19 protein-coding genes are annotated in these 21,764 nt (G+C 45.0%); 9 read left to right on the forward strand and 10 right to left on the reverse strand.

Annotation, left to right across the window (positions count from 1 at the left end; genetic code table 11):
* Nucleotides 1-115: 115 nt before the first annotated feature.
* Complete coding sequence (yicI, locus tag AC1DPK_RS01670) at nt 116-2,437, reverse strand: alpha-xylosidase (protein ID WP_477509059.1); 2,322 nt, start codon at nt 2,435-2,437, stop codon at nt 116-118.
* 170 nt (nt 2,438-2,607) lie between these two features.
* On the opposite strand from yicI, the gene AC1DPK_RS01675 reads away from it, so the two are divergent.
* From AC1DPK_RS01675 to AC1DPK_RS01685, 3 genes are all read left to right on the forward strand, one after another.
* Nucleotides 2,608-3,519 carry an AraC family transcriptional regulator gene (locus AC1DPK_RS01675; RefSeq protein WP_076267480.1) on the forward strand — a complete coding sequence of 304 codons (912 nt, stop codon included), beginning with the start codon at nt 2,608-2,610 and terminating at the stop codon, nt 3,517-3,519.
* Between the two features lie 140 nt (nt 3,520-3,659).
* Nucleotides 3,660-3,887 carry a hypothetical protein gene (locus AC1DPK_RS01680; protein ID WP_053372108.1) on the forward strand — a complete coding sequence of 76 codons (228 nt, stop codon included), beginning with the start codon at nt 3,660-3,662 and terminating at the stop codon, nt 3,885-3,887.
* A 180-nt stretch (nt 3,888-4,067) separates the two neighbouring features.
* Nucleotides 4,068-4,967 carry an ArsR/SmtB family transcription factor gene (locus tag AC1DPK_RS01685; protein ID WP_339204507.1) on the forward strand — a complete coding sequence of 300 codons (900 nt, stop codon included), beginning with the start codon at nt 4,068-4,070 and terminating at the stop codon, nt 4,965-4,967.
* A 3-nt stretch (nt 4,968-4,970) separates the two neighbouring features.
* Here AC1DPK_RS01685 and AC1DPK_RS01690 read toward each other — a convergent pair whose 3' ends face one another.
* The 9 genes from AC1DPK_RS01690 to AC1DPK_RS01730 form a co-directional block, all read right to left on the reverse strand.
* Nucleotides 4,971-6,596: a response regulator gene (locus AC1DPK_RS01690; protein WP_477509060.1), complete on the reverse strand. Its 1,626-nt coding sequence runs from the start codon at nt 6,594-6,596 to the stop codon at nt 4,971-4,973.
* Nucleotides 6,589-8,412: a cache domain-containing sensor histidine kinase gene (locus AC1DPK_RS01695; protein ID WP_477509061.1), complete on the reverse strand. Its 1,824-nt coding sequence runs from the start codon at nt 8,410-8,412 to the stop codon at nt 6,589-6,591. The genes AC1DPK_RS01690 and AC1DPK_RS01695 overlap by 8 nt, the downstream gene beginning before the upstream one ends.
* A gap of 10 nt (nt 8,413-8,422) precedes the next feature.
* On the reverse strand, nt 8,423-9,727 hold the full coding sequence (locus tag AC1DPK_RS01700; protein WP_441876536.1) for an ABC transporter substrate-binding protein: 1,305 nt from the start codon (nt 9,725-9,727) through the stop codon (nt 8,423-8,425).
* Nucleotides 9,728-9,757: 30 nt separating this feature from the next.
* Nucleotides 9,758-11,509: a family 43 glycosylhydrolase gene (locus AC1DPK_RS01705; RefSeq protein WP_477509062.1), complete on the reverse strand. Its 1,752-nt coding sequence runs from the start codon at nt 11,507-11,509 to the stop codon at nt 9,758-9,760.
* Between the two features lie 84 nt (nt 11,510-11,593).
* On the reverse strand, nt 11,594-12,427 hold the full coding sequence (locus AC1DPK_RS01710) for a carbohydrate ABC transporter permease (RefSeq protein ID WP_477509063.1): 834 nt from the start codon (nt 12,425-12,427) through the stop codon (nt 11,594-11,596).
* Complete coding sequence (locus AC1DPK_RS01715; RefSeq protein WP_477509064.1) at nt 12,428-13,324, reverse strand: carbohydrate ABC transporter permease; 897 nt, start codon at nt 13,322-13,324, stop codon at nt 12,428-12,430. It abuts the gene before it with no gap.
* Between the two features lie 106 nt (nt 13,325-13,430).
* The gene (locus AC1DPK_RS01720) at nt 13,431-14,717 is read right to left on the reverse strand and encodes an ABC transporter substrate-binding protein (RefSeq protein WP_477509065.1); all 1,287 of its coding nucleotides are present in this window, start codon (nt 14,715-14,717) and stop codon (nt 13,431-13,433) included.
* 599 nt (nt 14,718-15,316) lie between these two features.
* Nucleotides 15,317-15,976, reverse strand: coding sequence for a hypothetical protein (locus tag AC1DPK_RS01725; protein ID WP_477509066.1), 660 nt, complete (start codon nt 15,974-15,976; stop codon nt 15,317-15,319).
* 97 nt (nt 15,977-16,073) lie between these two features.
* Entirely contained in the window at nt 16,074-17,324 is a 1,251-nt protein-coding gene (locus AC1DPK_RS01730; protein ID WP_477509067.1) for an MFS transporter, read from the reverse strand.
* 254 nt (nt 17,325-17,578) lie between these two features.
* Here AC1DPK_RS01730 and AC1DPK_RS01735 point away from each other — a divergent pair, with 254 nt between their 5' ends.
* The 6 genes from AC1DPK_RS01735 to AC1DPK_RS01760 all read left to right on the forward strand — a co-directional run bounded on the left by AC1DPK_RS01735 (nt 17,579) and on the right by AC1DPK_RS01760 (nt 21,756).
* The gene (locus AC1DPK_RS01735) at nt 17,579-18,469 is read left to right on the forward strand and encodes an ROK family protein (protein ID WP_477509068.1); all 891 of its coding nucleotides are present in this window, start codon (nt 17,579-17,581) and stop codon (nt 18,467-18,469) included.
* A 231-nt stretch (nt 18,470-18,700) separates the two neighbouring features.
* Nucleotides 18,701-19,318: a DUF4183 domain-containing protein gene (locus tag AC1DPK_RS01740; RefSeq protein ID WP_477509069.1), complete on the forward strand. Its 618-nt coding sequence runs from the start codon at nt 18,701-18,703 to the stop codon at nt 19,316-19,318.
* 83 nt (nt 19,319-19,401) lie between these two features.
* Nucleotides 19,402-19,686: a DUF4183 domain-containing protein gene (locus AC1DPK_RS01745; protein ID WP_076267468.1), complete on the forward strand. Its 285-nt coding sequence runs from the start codon at nt 19,402-19,404 to the stop codon at nt 19,684-19,686.
* Nucleotides 19,687-19,803: 117 nt separating this feature from the next.
* Nucleotides 19,804-20,238 carry a BclA C-terminal domain-containing protein gene (locus AC1DPK_RS01750; RefSeq protein WP_477509070.1) on the forward strand — a complete coding sequence of 145 codons (435 nt, stop codon included), beginning with the start codon at nt 19,804-19,806 and terminating at the stop codon, nt 20,236-20,238.
* A gap of 237 nt (nt 20,239-20,475) precedes the next feature.
* The gene (locus AC1DPK_RS01755; protein ID WP_477509071.1) at nt 20,476-21,027 is read left to right on the forward strand and encodes a glutathione peroxidase; all 552 of its coding nucleotides are present in this window, start codon (nt 20,476-20,478) and stop codon (nt 21,025-21,027) included.
* A 48-nt stretch (nt 21,028-21,075) separates the two neighbouring features.
* Nucleotides 21,076-21,756, forward strand: a complete 681-nt coding sequence (locus tag AC1DPK_RS01760) for a class I SAM-dependent methyltransferase (protein ID WP_477509072.1) — start codon at nt 21,076-21,078, stop codon at nt 21,754-21,756.
* The last annotated feature ends 8 nt before the right edge of the window (nt 21,757-21,764 follow it).

Genomic DNA, 21,764 nt, shown 5'->3' on the forward strand with positions numbered 1-21,764 from the left:
TGTATTATTAGTCTTTTCTTATGCGATTTTGGTCAATGCTCGTACAATGGCACTATAAAAGGGGCAGCTTCGGCCTAGCCTGCATACGGCTGGGACGAAGCTGCCTCTTATTTGTTTAGATATGAATCGTAAACGCCAGCTGCTTCGAGCCTGCGGCAATGTGCAGAACTGTATCCTTCACATCAGCTTTTACCCCTTCAACTGAACGAATTGGACCTAGCCCCTTCAGTTCCAACGAGAATGCTTTGCCGCTGCCCTCTAATTGAACAGTGATCGCTTCGCCTTGGCGTGTTGCCGAGATCGTCAATTCTGTATCGCCTTTGGTATTGGGCACAGCCGTTGCAGCTGTTTTTCCGTCTTCCAGATTATGAAGCTCAAACTGGACGCCATCCGCATAATCATAATCTGGTTTAACCTCATTCGCTCCAAGCGCAATAATGGAATTAGGACGAACGAATAGTGGAAGGCTAAAGAAGTCATATTTCTCTTTGCGCCATGAGCCGCCTTCTACAATTTCTCCGGATAACAAATGCGTCCATTTTCCAGCTGGCAAATAATAAGTTACATGGCCCTGCTCGTTGAAAATAGGAGCTACCAGTATAGAGTCGCCCAACATGTATTGGCGGTCCAGCATTTCGCTGGTCGGATCTTCAGGGAACTCAAGCACCATGGCACGCATCGAAGGCAAGCCCTGCTCAGTTGCTTGAACAGCTGTATTAAATAAGTAAGGCATGATCCGGCATTTCAGCTTCGTGAAGAAGCGAGTAACATCTACCGCTTCCGTATCGTATGCCCAAGGCACTCTATACGATTTGCTTCCATGCAGGCGGCTATGGCTGGACAGTAAACCAAAAGCTAACCAACGCTTGAATACATGCTCTGGCGCAGTATTCTCAAATCCGCCAATATCGTGGCTCCAGAAGCCAAAGCCCGACATCCCAAGCGACAAGCCGCCGCGCAAGCTCTCTGCCATGGACTCATAGTCCGCATAACAGTCGCCGCCCCAATGTACGGGGAATTTCTGGCCGCCTGCCGTAGCTGAACGGGCAAACAAAGCAGCTTCGTTTCGGCCAAGCTTCTCTTCAAGCACTTCAAATACGACTTTGTTATAAAGCTGAGTATAGTAATTGTGCATTTTCATCGGATCGGAGCCGTCAAAATAAGCGACATCGGTCGGAATACGCTCACCGAAGTCGGTTTTAAAGCTGTCCACACCCATATCGACAAGATCACGCAGATAACTTGCGTACCACTCGCATGCTGCTGGGTTTGTGAAATCAACGAGCGCCATGCCTGGCTGCCACAAATCCCATTGCCATACATCGCCGTTTGGCTTTTTCACCAAATAGCCATTTTGTTTGCCTTCCTCGAACAAGCGCGAGCGCTGAGCAATGTAAGGATTGATCCACACGCAAATTTTAAGCCCTTTTTCTTTGAGCCGCGACAGCATGCCGACAGGGTCTGGAAATACCCGCTCATCCCATTTGAAATCGGTCCAATGAAACTCACGCATCCAGAAACAGTCGAAGTGGAACACATGCAATGGAAGATCACGTTCTGCCATGCCATCGACGAATGAATTAACTGTTGCTTCATCATAGTTAGTCGTAAATGAAGTGGTAAGCCATAATCCAAATGTCCATGCCGGCGGCAGCGCTGGCTTGCCAGTCAAATCTGTATATTTATGAAGAACATCCTTCATGCTCGGACCATCGATAATGAAATATTCGAGTGATTCTCCTGACACACTGAATTGCACTTTTTTCACTTTTTCCGAAGCGATCTCGAATGATACCAGCTCTGGATGATTGACGAATACACCATATCCCTTATTGGTCATGTAGAAAGGAATATTTTTGTACGATTGCTCCGAGCTTGTGCCCCCGTCTTTGTTCCAGAGATCGACTACTTGTCCGTTTCTTACGAAAGGCGTGAAGCGCTCGCCAAGGCCATATACCCACTCGCCAACACCAACATCCAATTCTTCGCGCATAAACGTATTGCCGTTGTCTTCTTTAATGTAGGCCATCGATTTTTGCGTACTTCCCGTAATCCGCTCGCCCGCGCGATAGAAATCCACCGCCCATACGGCTCCTTTACGGATATGAACGCTGAGGCTGCCGCTTGTTAGAACAGCCCGCTCATCATTTTCTTCGATTACAACATGGTCACCAGTTTGCGAGGACAGCTCGAACACTGGGCCACGCTCCCGAACACCTGCATGATGCACAAGCTTAACGCCAATAATGCCTGGCAGCGAAGAATGAAAATGGACCGTTAACAACATCGTATCCAGCATATTAGAGCGATTATAGATAGGTTGTGGCGAAGCATAAGCAGTTAGTTTGCCATCCTTTTGCTCAAAATCATGGACTTGTACAGCCCCTAATACTTTGTATTCATCACGAATGAGCCAGTTGCCGTCTGTAAATTTCATCGACTGAACCAACCTTCCTGTTTAGTTTATTTGCAATCCTATATATTTGCATTATACTGATAATTAATCGAATAATTCTAACAGAATACTGCTCATCTATAGCACTATTTTGACGATATGCCTCTATGGAATGGCAACTAACTCGCATCAAGCACAGGAGGCCTCTCAAAATGGATCAAACAACTAGGCACGCCTTAAAAGAAGACCGGCTGCATGGCGATAATATGTTCCCGCTTGCCGCCTACTGGATTGAACATGAAGAGGCTGGCGTCCCCGTTCTGGATTGTCATTGGCATGCTGAAGCGGAGTTTTTTTATGTGCTTGAAGGTGAAGTGCTGTTCCAGGTTGATACCGATTATTTCATTGTAAAAGCAGGAGAAGCTGTTTTTATAGACGGTGGCGACATTCATGCTGGACATGCACAAGGTGATACTGCCTGTTCTTTTTGCGCCATTGTGTTCGACACTCATTTGCTCGCCAGTGCCAGCTATGATGCCGTACAGGAACGATTTATTTCACCGCTTCAAGACAAGAAAAAGACGTTTCCTAGACATATTCAGCCAAAAACAGAATGGGAAATCGCGCTGCTCCAGCATTTGCAATGCATTATGAACGTATGTCAAAGTCAGAAGCCTGGTCATGAGACCGCGGTGAAGGGTCACTTTTATTTAATGCTTCATGAAATTGCCGCGCAAAGCAAGTTTTGCAACCGCAGTGAAACAAGCAATGCCGACTCTACAAAAATTGACAGACTGAAGACCGCTATTGTTTATATGCAAAATCATTTCCAGCGCCCTATACGGATCGCAGAAATTGCTGATCAAATTCCGATGAGCGAAGGTCAGTTTTGCCGCTTCTTCAAGACGATGACCAGACAAACGCCAATTGAGTATTTGAATGCTTATCGAATTAGACAAGCAACGGAGCTGCTTTTGAAGCCAGAGCTCAAAATAGCAGCTGTAGCGCTTGATGTCGGATTCGATCATATTAGTTATTTCGTCAAAGTTTTTCGCAAAATGATGAAATGCACGCCTTCCCAGTTCCGCAAAAAACAGCTTGAATCGTCGGATCGTCGTCCATAATAAGAAAAAACGTGTATGATTTGGTCATTTACTCAAAAGTTACAGCTTTGTAACCAAATACTCACCGAATTTTAAGAATTATTTAATAATTGTACGTTACACTATAAAAAAAAATCCTTCGCGGGATGGAGGTCCATACTATGAAAACGATGCTGATGTTCCAAAATAAAACGATACCTGTCTATTTAACAGATACAAATAAGCAAGCCATTGAGAAATTGACCGCAGTACTTAATCGTAAACTGACAACAGGCAAAAACGCACTTAAAACATGTATCAAATCGCTAATTAGCGTAGAAATTGTAGGCAGTGAGGCAACGCTTCATTCTTATTTCGAACGTGACACTCTAACCATTTCCCTATATTAATCTAGACTTCCCATATACCGAAATACGAAGAGGGTGATCCTTTTGGTCTATACAGGCCATCAGGACACCCTCTTCTTTTATTTACAACGTTCAAACGCTTTAATTAGTAAACATTTGAGTTGTGTAATTAACTTTCGAATTATATAATGTTAGCAAACATAACGGAATGAGGATCAATCGATGAACATAGAGGTTAACAGCCGCAATATCAAATTTCTTGAATGCTTTGCATCGGACACAAGAGTGAAGATCATTGAATTATTAAATATTAAACCAATGAACATTAAAGAAATAGCTGAAGCGCTAGGCATTTCGTCAGCCATTGTGACTAAACATATTCAGAAGCTAGAAGAAGCATCCATTATTACGACAGAAAGTGTGCCCAGCACGAGAGGCCGCCAAAAGGTGTGCCATCTCACACTCGATTCTGCTACGCTGCAATTTCGTGTGAAGGAGCAAACCATTCAAAATAGGTATGCCGTATCCATTCCAATTGGTCAATATTCCTCTTATGAAGTAAAACCTACTTGTGGACTGACATCGGATACCAAAATTATCGGCATGGTGGATGACCCGCGCTACTTCTCCGATCCTGAGCATGTGAAGGCATGCCATCTGTGGTTCGGAAGCGGCTATATTGAATATCGCATTCCTAATTATTTAGTAGGAAAACAATCGGCAAAAAGCATTTCCATATCGCTTGAAATATGCTCGGAAGCACCGCACTACAACGAGAACTGGCCTTCCGATCTTTCCTTTTATATTAATGACATCTTGCTCGGAGTATGGACTTGTCCAGGAGACTTCGGTGCAGTAAAGGGTGTGTATACGCCTAGCTGGTGGGATTTGGGGACTCAGCATGGCTTGCTGAAACAAATAACCATCGACTCAGGAGGCTCCTTCATCGATGGCATTCGGATGTCTGATCGGACGATAACGGATCTTGATGTTGGCTTTGGCGACGACATCAGATTCCGTATATGTGCGCCGGAGACTGCAACCCACAGCGGAGGATTAAGCATGTTCGGCAAGCAATTCGGAAATTATGATCAGGACATTCAAGTTTACGTCGCCTACTAGCAGCTAGTTCTGCATAACATTCGGTTTGATATGGATATCTTCACGGTATTCCTTTGGCGACATACCGGTTTCATTGCGAAACACACGGTTAAAATGGCGGATATTCGTGAAGCCCGTATGTTCAGCTATCGTCGCAATTTTATTATCGGTTTGAACCATTTGCCGCTTCGCTTCAAAGATTCGAATCTCAGTAAGCCGCTCAACGAAGGATTTCCCGGTTTGTTTCTTGAACAAGGTGCTGAAATATGCTGCATTTAAATAGACGGAATCAGCTACCTCTTTAAGCGTCAGTGCTTTGGAATAATGCTGCTCAATATATCGAATCGATTTTTCAATGGGATCATGCTCAGGCTGCGCCGTACTCTCAGCGATACATACGGCTAAACGAACGAGCAGCTGTGAGCATGCATCCATAAGCTCTTCCCTGGAAGAGATCGAGCAAATATCAAATAGAACGGTTTTCATATCCTTCATGCCCAGCCACTGCTTCGTTAGCCGCAGCCGCCCTGCTGCTTCATAATAATGAATGAGCAGCTTGCATAGCTGCTGATGCACGGTTTCCGGCGTTTTGGCATCATGGCAAAGCTCACTAACGAAAGCATGGGCTGCCGCTGCGACCTGTTCCAACTTCCCCTCATTCATGGCCAGATCCAGCTTCTCCCACGACCATGTTTTCAGCTCACCTTTGAAACGGTCATCCGTGCCTAAATCACTGTAGACTAACACTTTATCTCCGCCAACGATGAGCCTGTGAAGCAAAGCAATTTCCGCTTCGTTGTATGCATCGGATATCGATTTAAAGCCTTTTGCCACCTGGCCTATGCCAATCGTGACCGTCATATTCGATAAGCTTGTAATTTGTCTGCGAATCGTCTCGCCAATTTCCCGCACGGCAGCCATCGCTTGGTCACTGTCCTCAATATTTAGCAGCGCCGCTACTTCTGTCTCCGACATGATGAAGCAAAAGCCATTTGTTCTCCTGCTCAGCACTTCTTGCACGAGCTGTTGAATATACAATTGAAACAAAGAAGGATCAGCTTGATTATACCGCTCACTGCCGATTGAATTTTTGTCTAATTTCACAACCATACATGTGAAGAAAGGTTGATGAAAGTCAATCCCAATGGTCCGAAGCAGCTCCAAATCCGCTTCATTCACGCTGCCCTTCAGAAGGCCGGTTAACAGATGTTCACTGACATGCTGCCTAATCCGGTGCTCATCACGATGGGGGTTGCTGACGGGAATCGCTTGGCTAAGCTGCACTTTCTCTTTAAGCATTTGAAGCACCTTATCCAGCTCTTCGCGCTCAATCGGCTTCATCATATAATCCTTCGCGCCTTGCCTCATCGATTGCTGAATATAGACAAAATCATCAAACCCGCTGATAACGACGCATAACACATGCGGAAAACGCTCCTTCATCATCTGCTGCAATTGAATGCCATCCATGCGAGGCATCCGAATATCCGTCAGAATAGCTTCTGGCTCAAGCTCCTCCACCAGCTGCAATGCTTCATAACCATCCCGCGCTTCACCAACGACCTCCCATTCCGGGTCGAGTTCTATTATCATTTTGCGCAAGCCTTTTCGAAATATCGATTCATCATCTACAATAACGATTCTAGGCATGAGCATCCCCTTTCATTTGATCAGGCTTCTCAAATACAGCAGGAAAAGTCATCGTTACTTTCAAGCCTTGATATGGCATGCTCTCCAGCGTTAATCCATACGATTCACCATAATGAAGAACAATTCTGCGATGGACATTTAATAATCCATTGCCGGAGCTGCCTCCTAAATCCTTCGAATGCTGCAGCCGACGGCGAATATCCGCGAGCTGCTCCTCCGTCATTCCAATGCCATCGTCTTCAATGACAATACGCAGCACGTTTTCTTCAATTTTGCAGGTTAATGTAATTTGTCCGCTGCCCACACCTTGATCGATGCCGTGATTAATGGCATTCTCGACAATCGGTTGAATAATTAAGGGAATGACCGTACAGGTTAAAGAAGCTTCGTCTCGGTCTAATCGAAAATCGATCCGATCCTCATAGCGCATTTTTTGAATCGTCATGTAGCCCAAGACATGTCCCAGCTCATCCTCAAGGTTGACATGCTCTTTCTGGCTGCTCAAGCTGTAACGCAGCAGCCTGCTTAAATTGTTCGTCATTTTGACAACCTCTTGATTGCCGTCGACTTCTGCATACATACTGATCGATCCAAGCGTATTATACAAAAAATGCGGATTGATTTTGCTTTGCAAAGCCGCAATCTGCGCATCCTTCTCACGAATCTCTGTCTCATAAAGCAAGTAACCAAGCTCGCTTAGCTTGGATACCATCGTATTGAACGCTTTGCCCAAATGGCCAACTTCATCCCATTGCTTGACGGGAAAGGATACGAGAAGATCGCCGCGTTCCACCTTGCGCATGAGCCTAATCAAACCCCGCAGCGGCTCTGTTATTCGAAACGCAAGGAATACCGACATAAGCATAGCAAGGCCCATACAGATGACACCAAACAGAATAATCGAATTCCGCATAATTAAACTGTCCTTCATCAGCTCCGACACCGGAACGACTCCAACTGTCGTCCAATTGGTGATCGATGACGTCACGTAAGAAACGAGCTGCCGCTCTCCGTTAAGTGCAGCATGTGTAACCCCTTCCGGCGCTTTATCCTTATAAAGGCCTCCCAAAGCCTCTTGCGGCATCGTTCGATTTTTACCGACAACGACTCCACCGTCTTGATCCATAATATATAAAGCTTCCTTCGTTCCGAGCGTAACCTGCGATATCATCTTATGAATGACCGTTGGATCTACATCAATAACGATATATCCAAGCTTTTTCCCGCTATCAAAGCTGCGCAGCTCCCTTGCAATTGAGAACACGGGGTATACCGTTCCGCTGGTAGACTGAATATTGTGGGTTGTAATAAAAATGGATTGTCCATTGCCGCCCTTCTCGTTTTGGAGCCACTGCGCATTCTCATCTAGTCGATACGTCGTGACATATTGGCTTTCTGGCAGTACAACATAGGATGCGCCGCTTTCCCCAAATAACGAGACGCCTACAATATCGATGCGGCCGTTCAGAAATACTTGGGAGACAAAGCTGTTTAATTGCTTAATCTCTTCCAGTGATAAAGCCTGACCCTGCTCTCGCTTGCTCTCTAGAAAAGCTGTAATTTGCTCATATTGATAGGGCATAAGCGTCAAACGATCTAATTCTGCCATATAAGTATCCAGATTTAGCGTCAGCTGCTTCATGGTCTGCAGTTGATAGTCGCCGACCTTCTGCTCAAGCGTCGAAGCAAACCGAGTGAAGGCGAAATACCCCATAACGCTGAGTGGAAGCACGATGAGTATGAAGTTTATGAGGATGAGCTTTCGTGCCAGCTCCTGATTTTTGAACCACCCAATCACCGCGAGTACCCGCTTCATAGCTATCTCCTTACTTCCTCAGCTCGATGTTCACCCTTTTCACGGCTGCTTGCAGCGTTTCCTCAGGCGTTTGCTCCGAATAATTCATTTTTTCAAATTCTTGAATTAAAATTTCAACGATCGACCATTGCCGGACATGACGCGGCCAATAAGCTACATAGTTTGCGGAGGCTGCATAAGAGCTTCTGTAATTCAAGCTGTTAAACGGTTCGCTGGCAACGACCTTTGTCATGCTTGGCACATGGCCCGCTTCCGCCCACATCGCACCGTTTTCTACACACCATTTAACAAAAGTAAGCGCCGCTCGCTTCTTCTCATCCGTCATCCCATGCTTGGTCGGTATGGCAATGGTGTGCGAATCCCCCCATACCGCAGCGCGGTCGAATAGCGCAGGCATTGGAATTACGCCAAAGTCCAAATTTTTTGCTTTCTCAAATGCACCCGTTCCCCACATCCCTGTAATTAGCACCGCAGCTTTTCCATCATAAAAAAGCTTGAATGCATCATTAATATCAGGCGGAATAAGCTCTTTCTTGTATAAATCATTCATATAGCTTAGCGCTTGCAGCGCCTGCGGATTGTTGAATACGGCAGCGCTTGCATCCTCATTATAGAAGCTGCCCCCGCCGTCTATTTGGTTATAAAGGCTCCACCAAAGCCATACGGAATCAATCCGAGTACTCGGCTGAGCCATCGGCGCAATGTCGGCTGGTATCGAAGACTTAAGCTTCTGCAGGAAAGCTTCAAATCCCGCAGCTCCTGCCCCTATTAATGGCTTATCCGCCTCATCAATTAGACCCGCTTTACGCAAAAAGGTTTTATTGTAAAACATAACAAGCGCATGCGTATCAAGCGGTACGGCGTAAGGGATTCCGTCATACATGGTAGAATCGAGAATATTGCGATTAAAGCCCGACCAGTCCAGCCCGATCTGCTTAGCAGGCTCTGTCAGATTCTCGATATAGCCGTTCTGAACGAACTGCGGCAAACTTGTCTGATGCAAAATCGCAAGCTCCGGCGCATTGCCAGACATTATCGCCGTTTTTAGCCTCGTGTAATAGTCATCCAATCGAGAGTTTACTTGCACAACGTTAATCGCCGGATTCTCTTCATTAAATCGTGTGACCATTTCCGTCATAAACTGATTGTCGCCGCCGCTAAACGGCGTCCAGTACTCAAGCCTTATAGCCTCAGGCTTCGTCTCTTCATTTTTCTGATTTGCTTCTTGCTCGGAGGCGCAGCTTGTCAAGGCAATGACCAGGAGACCGATTAGTGTATAGGAGACACACTGCGCGCTCCATTTTTTTATATTCATGTTTAGCGCCTCCGTTGCCTGAGTTGTTAGTTAGTTTCTATCGGATACAACATCGATATAATCGATTTCAAGCGGACCGGTCGCATTTCCAAATTGCAAAGCATTGTCATCCATTTTCAGCTTTACGCTTACGGTTATCTGCTGCACTGCATCTGACTCGCTTGCGGGAATGCTTATCTTTTGTACACGTCCGCCATTAACCTTCAGCTCCAGCATCTGCTTGCTTCCAGTCCCATTAGCTATACTTAAATGTAAGGCATATTTCCCATCCATCGGAATTCTAACATGATCAAATCGAATCGCGTCCTTATCCCCCTCTGCCAATTGAACAGAACGGCCATTCGATTTTGTCGAGCTTTCAATAAGCTCACTGTCTGATGAGAACTGCGCGTACTCCGCTTCAAAACGTGGAATTTCAATCGCCGAGATCAGATTAGCTGCCTGGTTTCCTATAAAAGAAAGGTTGTTTTGCCCTTCATTCAGCGCAATTGAAGCATATACATATCCCACTTCATTTGGCTTAGTAGGTGGAAGTATAATTTCTGCACCAACCGCATCATTCACATTGATCTGAATACGCTGCTCTGTTTCCGCATCGTTTGTGTAATGGACTAATAATGGGGCATCCGTATCAAGTGACGAGGATATCCCGCTGAAAACTAAGTTATCTTTATCAGCAGCTGCTGCATGCTCTGCGCGGATTAATCCTGTGCCCGCTGGTACTTCAATTGGTGAAGCAAGCGATAATGGAGAACCAAAGACAGGCAAACCATCCTTCTGCCATTCAATCCGCTGGGCACGCGCCTTCCGATTATTCCAGCCGTCCCCTTGACTGCTTGTTGCATGATAGACGATCCAATCCTCGGTTCCGTCTGGCGAGGCAACAAACGTATTGTGACCAGGACCGTAAACCTCAGCGTCTCCATCCATTTGCATAAGCGGCTGCTCAGCTTTTGTCCATTTCGCCGGATCAAGCGGATCTGCTCCCAGCTCTAGTGACAATAACCCAATGCTATAGAACGGTGTCCAGCTTCCTGCACCAGAATAGGCAATCCATACACGGCCGCCTTTTTTCAAAATCGCTTGGCCTTCATTAATGAACGGAGGTCCGCCTGCTCTCTCCCACTCCAAATCCGGCTCGCTAAGCAATACTCGCGGTCCGCTAATCGTGTATGGATTGCTCATCGGTGCAATGTACGTATTTTGTTGTACATTTAAATCGCCTTCCCAGCCCGACCATACAAAATACAGCTGCCCCTCATGCTCAAGCGCGAGGCCGTCAATAGCCCATTTGTTTGTCGAATCCGTCACTTGACCTTTAAACGCATAGCTCCCCATCGGATCGCTGGTCTCCGCTTCGAGCGCATACATGCGATGGTTTTCATTTTCACCGTTATCTGCTGCAAAATAGATATAAAACTTTCCTTGTATATATTGAATTTCCGGTGCCCACAAATTTGCCGAATACATCGTATCCACAGGTGGGTACCATACCACCTTCCGCTCTGCTTGATTGAAATCGAGCGATCGCGATTTCATAATCATAATATCCGTTCCGTTATGCGTAAACGTCATATAATAAAATCCATTGACGTAAATGATGCTTGGATCTGGTGTGTCCATAGATGCTAACGTATTTTTGAACGTTCCACCATGCCCATTATAAGCTCCCGCAGCCGTAGTGTCATGATTCATTTTATTCACGATCCAAGCCCCCAAAATAATAATAATTACCGCAATCATAGATGCGATCAGAGTTATACGCTTACGATTAAGTTTCATGCCATTCCCTCCGCTTACTCGCCAACATGGACAGAAAGAGACCTTATCGGTCTCTTCTCCTTGCCATATCGGTGTAATCATTGATTATTTCACTGCCGATTGTGTGATAGCTCTCACAAAGGAACGCTGTCCAAGAATGAACACAATAACGACTGGCAGTGTTGCGACTGTCGTCATCGCCATAAGCTTGCCGTAGCTTTGGGTATAGCTTCCTGTTGCCATCATCGCTATGCCCGCCGTGATCGTGCGCATCTCTGGTGATGTTGTCGCATAAAGCGGCCATACAAAATCGTTATAGATCCCCATAAAAGTGAAGATGGCTAATGTCACCATAATTGAAACGGCGGATGGCAATAAAATACGAGCATAAATCTGCCACTTGTTCGCTCCGTCAATACGTGCCGCTTCTTCGATTTCCTTTGGAAAGGAAGCGAAAAACTGATAGAGCAAAAAGACGCCAAACGCCCCCGCTGTTGCCGGCAAAATCAGTGCGGGATACGTATTGATTAAATTGAGGGCATTAAATTCCAAATACATGGGCAGAAACGTGAGCACGCCAGGAATCATAAGTGAAGCGATAAATAAGGAAAGCATAATTCTGCGAAGCGGCAAATCGTTTAATCTCGCCAATGCGTAAGCCGCCATAGAATCGATAATGAGTACGAGAATGGTTCCAATGAGCCCAACCGACAAGGAGTTAACAATCCAGCGCGTAATGGGTACGTTCATTAATTCACCGGTCAAGCCTTGTACGAAGTTATCGATCGTTGGTTTTATCGGAAAAAAGTTCATTTTCCCAGACAATGCTTCGAAATCATTTTTAAACGATGTTGAAATCATCCAAACGAGCGGGAGGAGGAAAAATACCGCAATGATTATGGCAAGCACGATAAGCCATAACTTTCTTGTCTTTACCATTTAAACCTCTCCCTTTCTGCCGCTCGTCAGCTTGAACTGTACGATGGATATAATAATAATGAGCAGTGCCATAACGATCGCCATCGCTGAAGCTGAACCTACTTCTTTGCGTAAAAAGGCTTGATCCAGCACATTGATGAGCAGCACTTTCGTCGTATCGCCGGGTCCGCCGCGTGTCAATAAATAAGGCTGCGCATAAATATTAAAGGAAGCAATCGTCGATGTAATCATAATGAACAGCATAACCGGACGAATCGACGGTAGCGTTATTTTCGTAAATTTATTCCATGCGTTTGCCCCATCTATCGAAGCAGCTTCATAGAAATCCTCTGGCACTTCATTCAGTGCATTTATAAAAATAATCATATTGAAGCCAATTGTCCACCAAAGCGTCGTCACAATAAGTGAAATCCACGCCCATGGCGTATCCGTTAGCCAAGGAATGCTGTTGATGCCAAGCTTCGCAAGCATACTATTCAGAAAACCGGCATTCGTATCGAACATCATCAGCCAAATGACCGCCATAACGGAAGCTGACAACGCGTACGGAAGAAAATAAAAGGTACGAAACAAACCGCGTATTTTGGCAGGAAGCGCATTAACAAGCATCGCTAATGACAACCCAACAATGATTAAGAGTGGAACGGAAAATAAGACAAATTGAGCGGTTACCCACAACCCTCTAAAAAAAATATCGTTGAGATACGTGCCAGGCGTGAAAATTTTGATGTAGTTGGCAAGTCCAACAAATTCATGTTCCTTCGATAGCAGCTCGAAATTTTGAAGGCTTATATATACGCCGTACAGAATCGGGAACAGCAAAAAAATACTGAACGCTGCTAAGTATGGCAGTACGAATAAAAAAGAAGTGAATCGTGACGCTAATGACGTTTTCAAACGGAGTCCCCCTGACGCTTTCCATATTTTCCAGCACAAGCAATCGCAGCTTTAGAAGATGGGAACGGACTCTGCTATTCCCATCCTCCTCGCTGCTTACGATTATTTATTTTTTCATTGCTTGCTTCGATTTGGCTGCCGCATCATCAAGAGCCTTTTGTGCATCTTTTTTGCCAAGCAATGCATTGTTCAGCTCACCCCAGATTGGCTCAGAGATCGTGCCCCAGTTCAATACATTTGGCGCAAATTGTACATAAGAAAATGCCGATGCTACATTGTTTTGGAAAGTTAGCGCTTTAAACGCATCACTCTCAAGCATTGGTTTCGATGCCAGCGCTTGACCGGATTCCGCCCAGTCCATGGAATTTGTGGATACGTATTTCAAGAAATCGCCGATACCTGCTGTTTTGGCTGCATCCGTTACGCTTTTTGGAATAACGAAGCCATGGGAGCCTGCGAATACCGCTTGCTTCGCTTTACCGATTTGTGGAACAGGCGCAACGCCATAATTTAATCCTGCTTCATCAAATTGTGATTTCATCCACGGGCCGTTGAATTGGATCGCATTTTTTCCTTGCAGGAACAATGTGTTTTCGCCATCTTGTTGAACATTCCCAGGCGAAACGCCGTTATCCACCATGCCACGCAGCCATTGAACCATTTCAACCGCTTCCGGAGAGTTGTAGGCTACGTCGGTTCCGTTCCAAAGCTCGCCGCCATTTTGCCATACTAGTGTTGGGAAAATGAACTGCTGTGGCCACAAGGTTGGAACAACATAACCGTAAACGCCTTTCTCTTTATCCGTCAGCTTCTGAACCGCATCATCAAATTCAGTACGGTTAGTAGGAGCTGCTGCAATGCCAGCTTTATCAAACAAATCTTTGTTGTAATACATCACAAGCGGGTGAATATCAAGCGGAATGGAATACCACTTGCCATCGAGTGTCGAATACGTCGTTGCTGCATCTGCAAAGTCCGCTTTATTGATGCCTGCGCCCGCTGCAATCTCATCGATCGGCTGCAATTGATCTTTGCTAGCGTAAGTTGGTACTTGATCAACGTGCATAATCATCATGTCCGGGCTTTCTTTGCCTGTGCTTAGAGCCACGTCCAATTGCTTGTAATATTCGCCGTTTGGCTGAATAACAAAATTCACTTTATATTGATCTTGCGAGCCGTTATATTTGTCTACGATTTTTTTCATGAACGGGCCATCCGAGCCAGAGAATGGTGACCAGAACAAAATTTCTGTCTTTTTGCCGCTGCCGGCGCTTTTACCACCGTCTGCTGGTTTCTCTCCGCCATCCTTGTTGCCGCTGCAGCCAGCTGCAACCAGCGCAATGATTGTGACCATCAGAAGCAGCATTGAAAACTTATTGCGTGCTTTACTCATTTTTTTGTCCCCCTAAAAATGATATTGGATAGACTTGGTGTCTTCCGTGGTTTCATCATAAGCGGAGGGGCAGAGCAAACATATGCCGCATTTATAGATGATATGGACATATTTTTGGATAGCTGCAGTTACCGAATGTGTGTGCAACGCAAAAAAAAGCCAACCAGTAAGCTCTGGTTGACCTAATAATAGGAAGGGACTTAGGAAGAACGATGATGTCCTCCCCTTATTATACTTATAGCTTACGAACCTACTAAGCCTTATTTAAAGCATTCTAAATGGATTAACATTCTAATGAACTCCAGAATCGTTATTTCGAAGAAAGCAGCTCATGATACCCTGTAAATCATAATATAGCGTTACTACGGTTCGTTAAAATGAAAGAAAAGCAATTTTCTGCAGCATAAGCATAATACAGTTCGTTAGAGAAACCAGCGAGTAGACTAGTTTTGAGATCGCCTACTTCTCATGTGCATAGGTTGGTGAAACGACTAAATTAGCATTAACGCTGCAGGTGCTTCGCTCTTGGAGGGTGCATTAGTTGCTGCATTGCTATTTGTGTTATTCGAACCGCCGCAGGCCGATACGAAGAGAGATATCTATTGGGTTGTTGTCTGCTGCTCCTGCTGCCTTGGCTGTCTGCCGCCGCCAGCGCCTCCGCCAAAACCACCGAAACCTCCCATACGAACAGTAATGGATTCTGCAATCTGCGTATCGTCAGTTAGCATAATAGACAAAATATCATCGGCTTTTAGATCTGCCAGCGCTATTTCTTTCTCGACCATTTGTTCATTCTCGAAGGTGACTGTCATAATCTTAGTCGTATCTGTCACCTGAATGTCCACCGTCTCCTCTGAGAACATAGCGTCCATATTCATCCTGCCGCCGCCCTCAGGAGACGTTCCATCACCAGCGGGTGGTTGCGGAGCCTCACCTTCTGCTGGAAGTTCAGCGCCGTCTGGAGGCTGCTGCCCCTCGCCCGCTCCAGGCATATTGCCCGTTCCATCCCCTTGCGGCGGACCGACTTGTCCCATAGCCGATTTGTAGAGGGTAATCGTTTGGCCATCCACCGATTTCACTTTACCCATCAAATCCGCTTGAGCCCCCATCTGCCCCATGCCCGCTCTGGCTCCATTCCGCTGTACTTTGCCCTGAGCATCCACTTGCTGATCGGATGAAACCTGTTCGTCCTGAGCTCCGCAGCCTGCCAAAGCAGCAGCGATAACGACAGCGCTAAGCATCACTTTCCATTTGTTCATATCGTTCATCTCCTACGAATATGTAATGAATAGCTTCTATTCATAACATTCTAGCATTCGATTATGAACATGAGATGAACGTAAACTGAAGCGAAAATTAACCTTTTTGAGTGAGCGGGTTCCGCTTCCAATTGCCTGATATAAATAGAAACGTACCGATCCATCCGCATATAGAAGCAATAACCAGCAGCAATGACAGAGATACACTATGCGAAAGCGATGTGCTTAAAGTCGGCCCAATCGTTCCTCGAACGCCAAAAAGCATCAAATGCAGCCCGAAAACCATTGCTTCCCGGCCAGGCGCCAGTCGGAAGACAAATGCCAATATGCCGATATCCCAAATCGCTTCCCCGATTCCTTGTATCGCATTGCCAGTTATGACCGCGGCATAGCTGCCCCAAAGCCCATATAACATCGGCACTATAGCGTAAGCTGCAATGCCGCATAACAGCGTATATTTAATATCGATGCGATCGATCATCCAGCCCGCTATCCAGAACGTAAGCAGCAGCGCTGTAAAATAAGCGACACGAGCATAACCAATTTGCAAATTGGAAAGCTGAAGCACATCTACCTGTATAATTTGATACAACGGATTTGCAAACATATTGCCAAACCCGGTAAGTGTAGTCGCCGCTAAAAAAACAGCTAGCGTTCGATTTTCTCTAATAAGCTTCCACTGCTCCTGAAGCGGGAATCGGCTCGTTTTTTTCAGAGAAGCAGGTTTATCAGGTGCCTTCTGTACTGGCAGCTTCAGTGTATTAAATAGACTTATAGAAAGAAAACCCGCAATGGAAGCCGCAATGAGTGGTCCTGACGGCCCAAAGGCATCCGACCAGCTGCCAACAAAGTAAGCAAGCGGGATCATAATAATCCCCATTGCCACCCGGACATACCCCATTAGTCTTCCGCGCAAATCAGAAGGATACATGCGCGATACTAATGCCGCATATGCAGGAGCCTGAATGCCCATTAACAGCTGAAATACAAGCGCAGCCACTACATACAAGGATGGATAAGCGAAAAAAGCCGGCAACAGCAGCAGTAATCTGCCGATGGCATTAGGAATGACGACGAACGGCTTGGGGTTATTCGCTTTCTCAATCCAAGACGCCCAAAATGGTGAAAACAATAAACCAACGGCAGGTGCTGCTGACAATAATCCAACTTGAAAATTGCTTGCTCCTTGTTGAATCGCGAATGCTACATAGAACTGGTTCATGACGACATTAAATAAGCTGAAAAGACAGGATGCACCTAAATCGATGCGGGCATTTCTCCATACATTTGCAGTCATTGGCATACCGAACTTCATGATTCGCGAACTTTCCTTGGCCTCGGATTCCATTTGGGCAGCTACCTTCTTCTCTAGGTTGATGATATACGCACGGAGGACCCCTTGCGCCGCAAAGGATCCTCTCTCAAGCACTTCATTCGATTGGATATTACTACACTCCTCACTTTTTGTACAGCATTAGTTGATCAAAAAAGCATACGCTTCCAAAAGGCACTGATACGTTCGGTTCTTTCTAATATTCCTGTAGTATGATAGACTTTTTCTCAAAGGTTCACAGTCATTTTCATATCATTGGAGGGTATTACGTGAGTATTGCAGTAGGAATTGATATTGGTGGAACAAAAATAGCATTTGGCTTCGTAGACGAGCAAGGAAACGTTATTGCGAAAGGTTCATTAAAAACTAATCTGCAGATCACGCCCGCAGACATGCTTGCGCAGGTTGCAGACGCGGTAAAGCAGCTGGCCGAGCAAAATGGGCTATCACTAGAGACGCTTAAAGGAGTCGGAGTAGGTGCACCCGGACCGCTTAATACGATCAAGGGTGAGCTGACTTGCCCTCCAAACTTAAAAAGCTGGTGGGGTTTCCCCGTTGTAGAGGCATTGCAAGCCCATCTTCCTCTTCCGATTAAGATGGAGAATGATGCAACTGCTGCTGCCCTTGCTGAGAAATGGGTCGGCGCTGCACAGGATTCCGAGCATTTCATCTTTATTACGATAAGCACAGGCATTGGCGCCGGCATCTTTATGCATGGCAAGCTGCTTACTGGATCAACAGGAAATGCCGGCGATGCTGGCTTTATGATTATGGATCAAGCCGGTACGCCATGGGAAGTCGTCGCTTCCGGTACAGCCGTTGCCCGTCAAGCGACGGAGCTGCTCGGCCGAGACGTTTCTTCCAAAGAAGCTTTTGAGCTGGCGGCGCAAGGCGACCCCCAAATGTCCGAGCTGGTTAACAGTGTTTTTAAAACAATCGGCATGGGCTGCGTATCGCTAATTAATATTCTTGATCCGAACAAAATCGTTATCGGCGGCGGCGTCTCACAAGTAGGCGAACCACTTTTTGCAGCCGTTAGAGACTATGTATCCAAAAACGCGCTTAACCCATCAGGCAGGGAAACGGCTATCGTACCCGCGAAGCTTCAGCAGGACGCTGGACTAATCGGCGCTGCCGCATTAATTCAACAAGCTTACTAAGCGGTTGAAAATAGAGAAGGAGCTGCTGTTCGAGGCTATAAGCCTTGTACAGCAGCTCCTTTTTTGCGTGATGAATGAATAGAGTTATATTTGAACAGTTGGTTACTCCGTTACCTATTTTCATTAAAATAGTTTACAGCCTAATTGTAATGGACGTTTAGTCCATACCGCAGTTCGATAGCGTCATATCATACCCTATATAGTTTAATAATTAGGGAGGTATGATTTAACTTGGGAAACTCACTAGCGACAAAGAAGAAAATAATTCGTATTTGCCCAATGAAAAGAAAGAAAAAGCACAAAAAGATCATTAATTTCAAGAAAAGGCGGCCTCATGCTGCCTGTCAACATGGCTCCCAAGGATTTCGAGGTCCGCAAGGTTCTCAGGGGTCTTCAGGACATCAAGGTACACAAGGTCTTCAAGGTCTTCAAGGTCTTCAAGGTCTTCAAGGACTTCAAGGTGCTCAAGGACCTCAGGGACCTCAAGGTCTTCAAGGACCACAAGGTCCTCAAGGGCCCCAAGGCGAATCGGGATCTATTATCGTCCCTTCTATTCTCATTTTACCAGCTGCCCAAAGATTTTTTTATAAGATGACCTCAGATGCCGAATCCCAATTCACGATTCCAGCCGATGATTTTACAAACGATGAGGGAGCTTTCATAACTGCTTTTGTAGGCAATGGTCCAAATAGCTATAACAATCTTTATATCAATGGGATACTGCAAGCAGGCAGTTTGTATATCATTAATGAAAATAATTTGAACATTAGTCTCGATAATCAAACTATTTATTCGGGTACACCAGTAATTCTCGAAACCGTTACATTCTCGGCTATCGTTGTTCCTTAGTTCAATCTATTAAACTCCGCGATTCAAACCTTCCCTTTTTCGAATACTAGCATAAGTTAGTAGAGAGAAGAGAGGTGATATACATGCCAATCACAAAACCATTCATGGCTGCCAGAAGATTTAGTGCCACAGCAGGGGACGGAACTGGAGTCGGTGCTGCGTATAATATTCTTGCAACAGCAACTACGAATGACACCGGTACAGCTGCAACAGCATTTCCAACTGCTCCCGCTTACTACAATCTTTATATTAATGCACAGATTCAAACTGCAGACACATCAACGGTTACGACTACTGCTATTACCATACCAGACGGTGATACACTCGATCCTTTGACTCCAATTGTAATCGAATTTGTTGTAAACTAACCTAGTTTGTTGACTTGGTGCCGACAATACTTCTTTTTTTATTGTCGGTATTGTTTTTCATTAGAGGTTATTAATTCCTTACATAGCTTCTAATCATAAATAAGGAGTTGAATATGAATGCCGATCATTTACCCTATCTCTCCCCCAATAGGTTCGGGATATATTTATAATATCAGCGCTCAAACGGTTCCTGTGGAGGCAGATATTACTTTTGATACAAGTGTTATTTTCACACCCGGCATTACGCATTCCCCTGGAACCAGTCAGATTACCGTTTCCACCACTGGAAATTATGAAGTTACTTATTCAGTGCCGGGAGTAGAACCGAATCAATTCGCCTTATTTTCAAATGGTACGCTAGTTACAGGATCCATATATGGTTCAGGAGCTGGTACTCAGCAAAATAATGGGCAGTCTATTATGGCTCTAGCGGCTGGAAGTATTCTCACACTGCGAAATCATAGTTCAACTGCTGCCGTTACGCTGCAAACTCTGACCGGTGGCACTCAAACAAATGTAAATGCTTCTGTTATAATCAAAAAATTAAGTTGATTTCTAATCCACAACCTCACGAGGATGTGGATTTTTCTTTCCTGCAAAATAAATTAACTTTATAATTTTTGCTAATGGCATCGACTATTTATTGCATTTGCCTATAACGCTTATTTCCTTTATATATTAGACCAATAGAATATTTGGCTATATGATAGATTGAATCATACAAATGGTTTCCATATTACGCAGTTATTGAGGAAAAAATAAATCAGTAACACAGGGGAGGTTAACCACATGTCGATTTATGATTTTCAAGCGCTCTCCATTTTCGGAGAAACAGTAAAGCTGTCATCCTACCGTGGAAAAGTTATCTTGATCGTCAACACGGCAAGCAAATGCAGTTATTCACGTCAATTCAATGATCTGCAGGTGTTATACGAAAAATATCAGGAACAAGGATTCGAAATTCTCGCTTTTCCTTGCAACCAATTCAACGAGAAAGAGCCAGGCAGCAATTCGGAAGTGAAGCAATTTTGCGAGGTCAACTACAAAGTTACGTTCCCGCTATTTGAGAAAACGAATGTGAGAGGAGCATCAGCTCTTCCATTGTTTCAATATCTGACGCAGCAAGCTCCGTTCCAAGGCTTTGACACAGAGACTGCGAGCGGACAATGGATGCAGCATTTCCTGCAGGAGAAATACCCAGAAATATTTGCTGGGGACGGGATCAAGTGGAATTTTTCCAAGTTTTTAATTAATCGCGACGGATTTGTTCAAGAAAGATTCGAATCGACGATAGAGCCCATCGCTATTGAGCCTGCTATCATATCGCTTCTATGTACCTAAGGAGTAAGCCAGTGAGAACATATTCGAGTAGTCTAGGAGGATAAACGGATGGGGATAGAATGGTACGATCGAATTGCACGAAAAAATGGCGGATATCGAAGCAATGCGGTATTTACGATCGAAGGCATTTCAGCTGAGCAATTATTTGAAGAAAGATTAGTTGAAATGCTGCCTGCATTTGATACGGTTCTTGATGCGGGTTGCGGACACGGCGATTTTACACTAAAGATGTCACGTCATGCTAAGTCGATTGTTGGATTTGATAATTCAATTGAAATGATTAAGATTGCCAACTCCATGCGAGATGAGAGCCAAGCTCATAATATATCATTTATTTACGCGACTACAAAAACCGATTTGCCATTCACCGACGGGCAATTTGATTTTATTTACGATAGGCGCGGACCAACGTCCATTTTGAATCATAGCAGAATACTAAGCTCGGGAGGTACAATATTTGGTATACACTCAGGCGCTCTCGAATTGGTCAAAGAAAGATTACATCATAATGGATTTATAAATATTCAAATTGAAGAGTTTGATCAAGCTGTTTTCTATTTTCCAGACACAAATGAATTTGCTAAGTTTCTCACAGGCATTCCCGGGAATCCTGACTATACTGATCCTTTATTAAGCAAGGATTTCGACGCCAAAGTTGAAGAGAATCAAATCAATGGAAAACTAGGCGTAAAAGAATACAAATATATTTGGAAAGCTAACAAACCTTAATTTAATAT

It is taken from the genome of Paenibacillus sp. 01T424 (assembly GCF_056398745.1).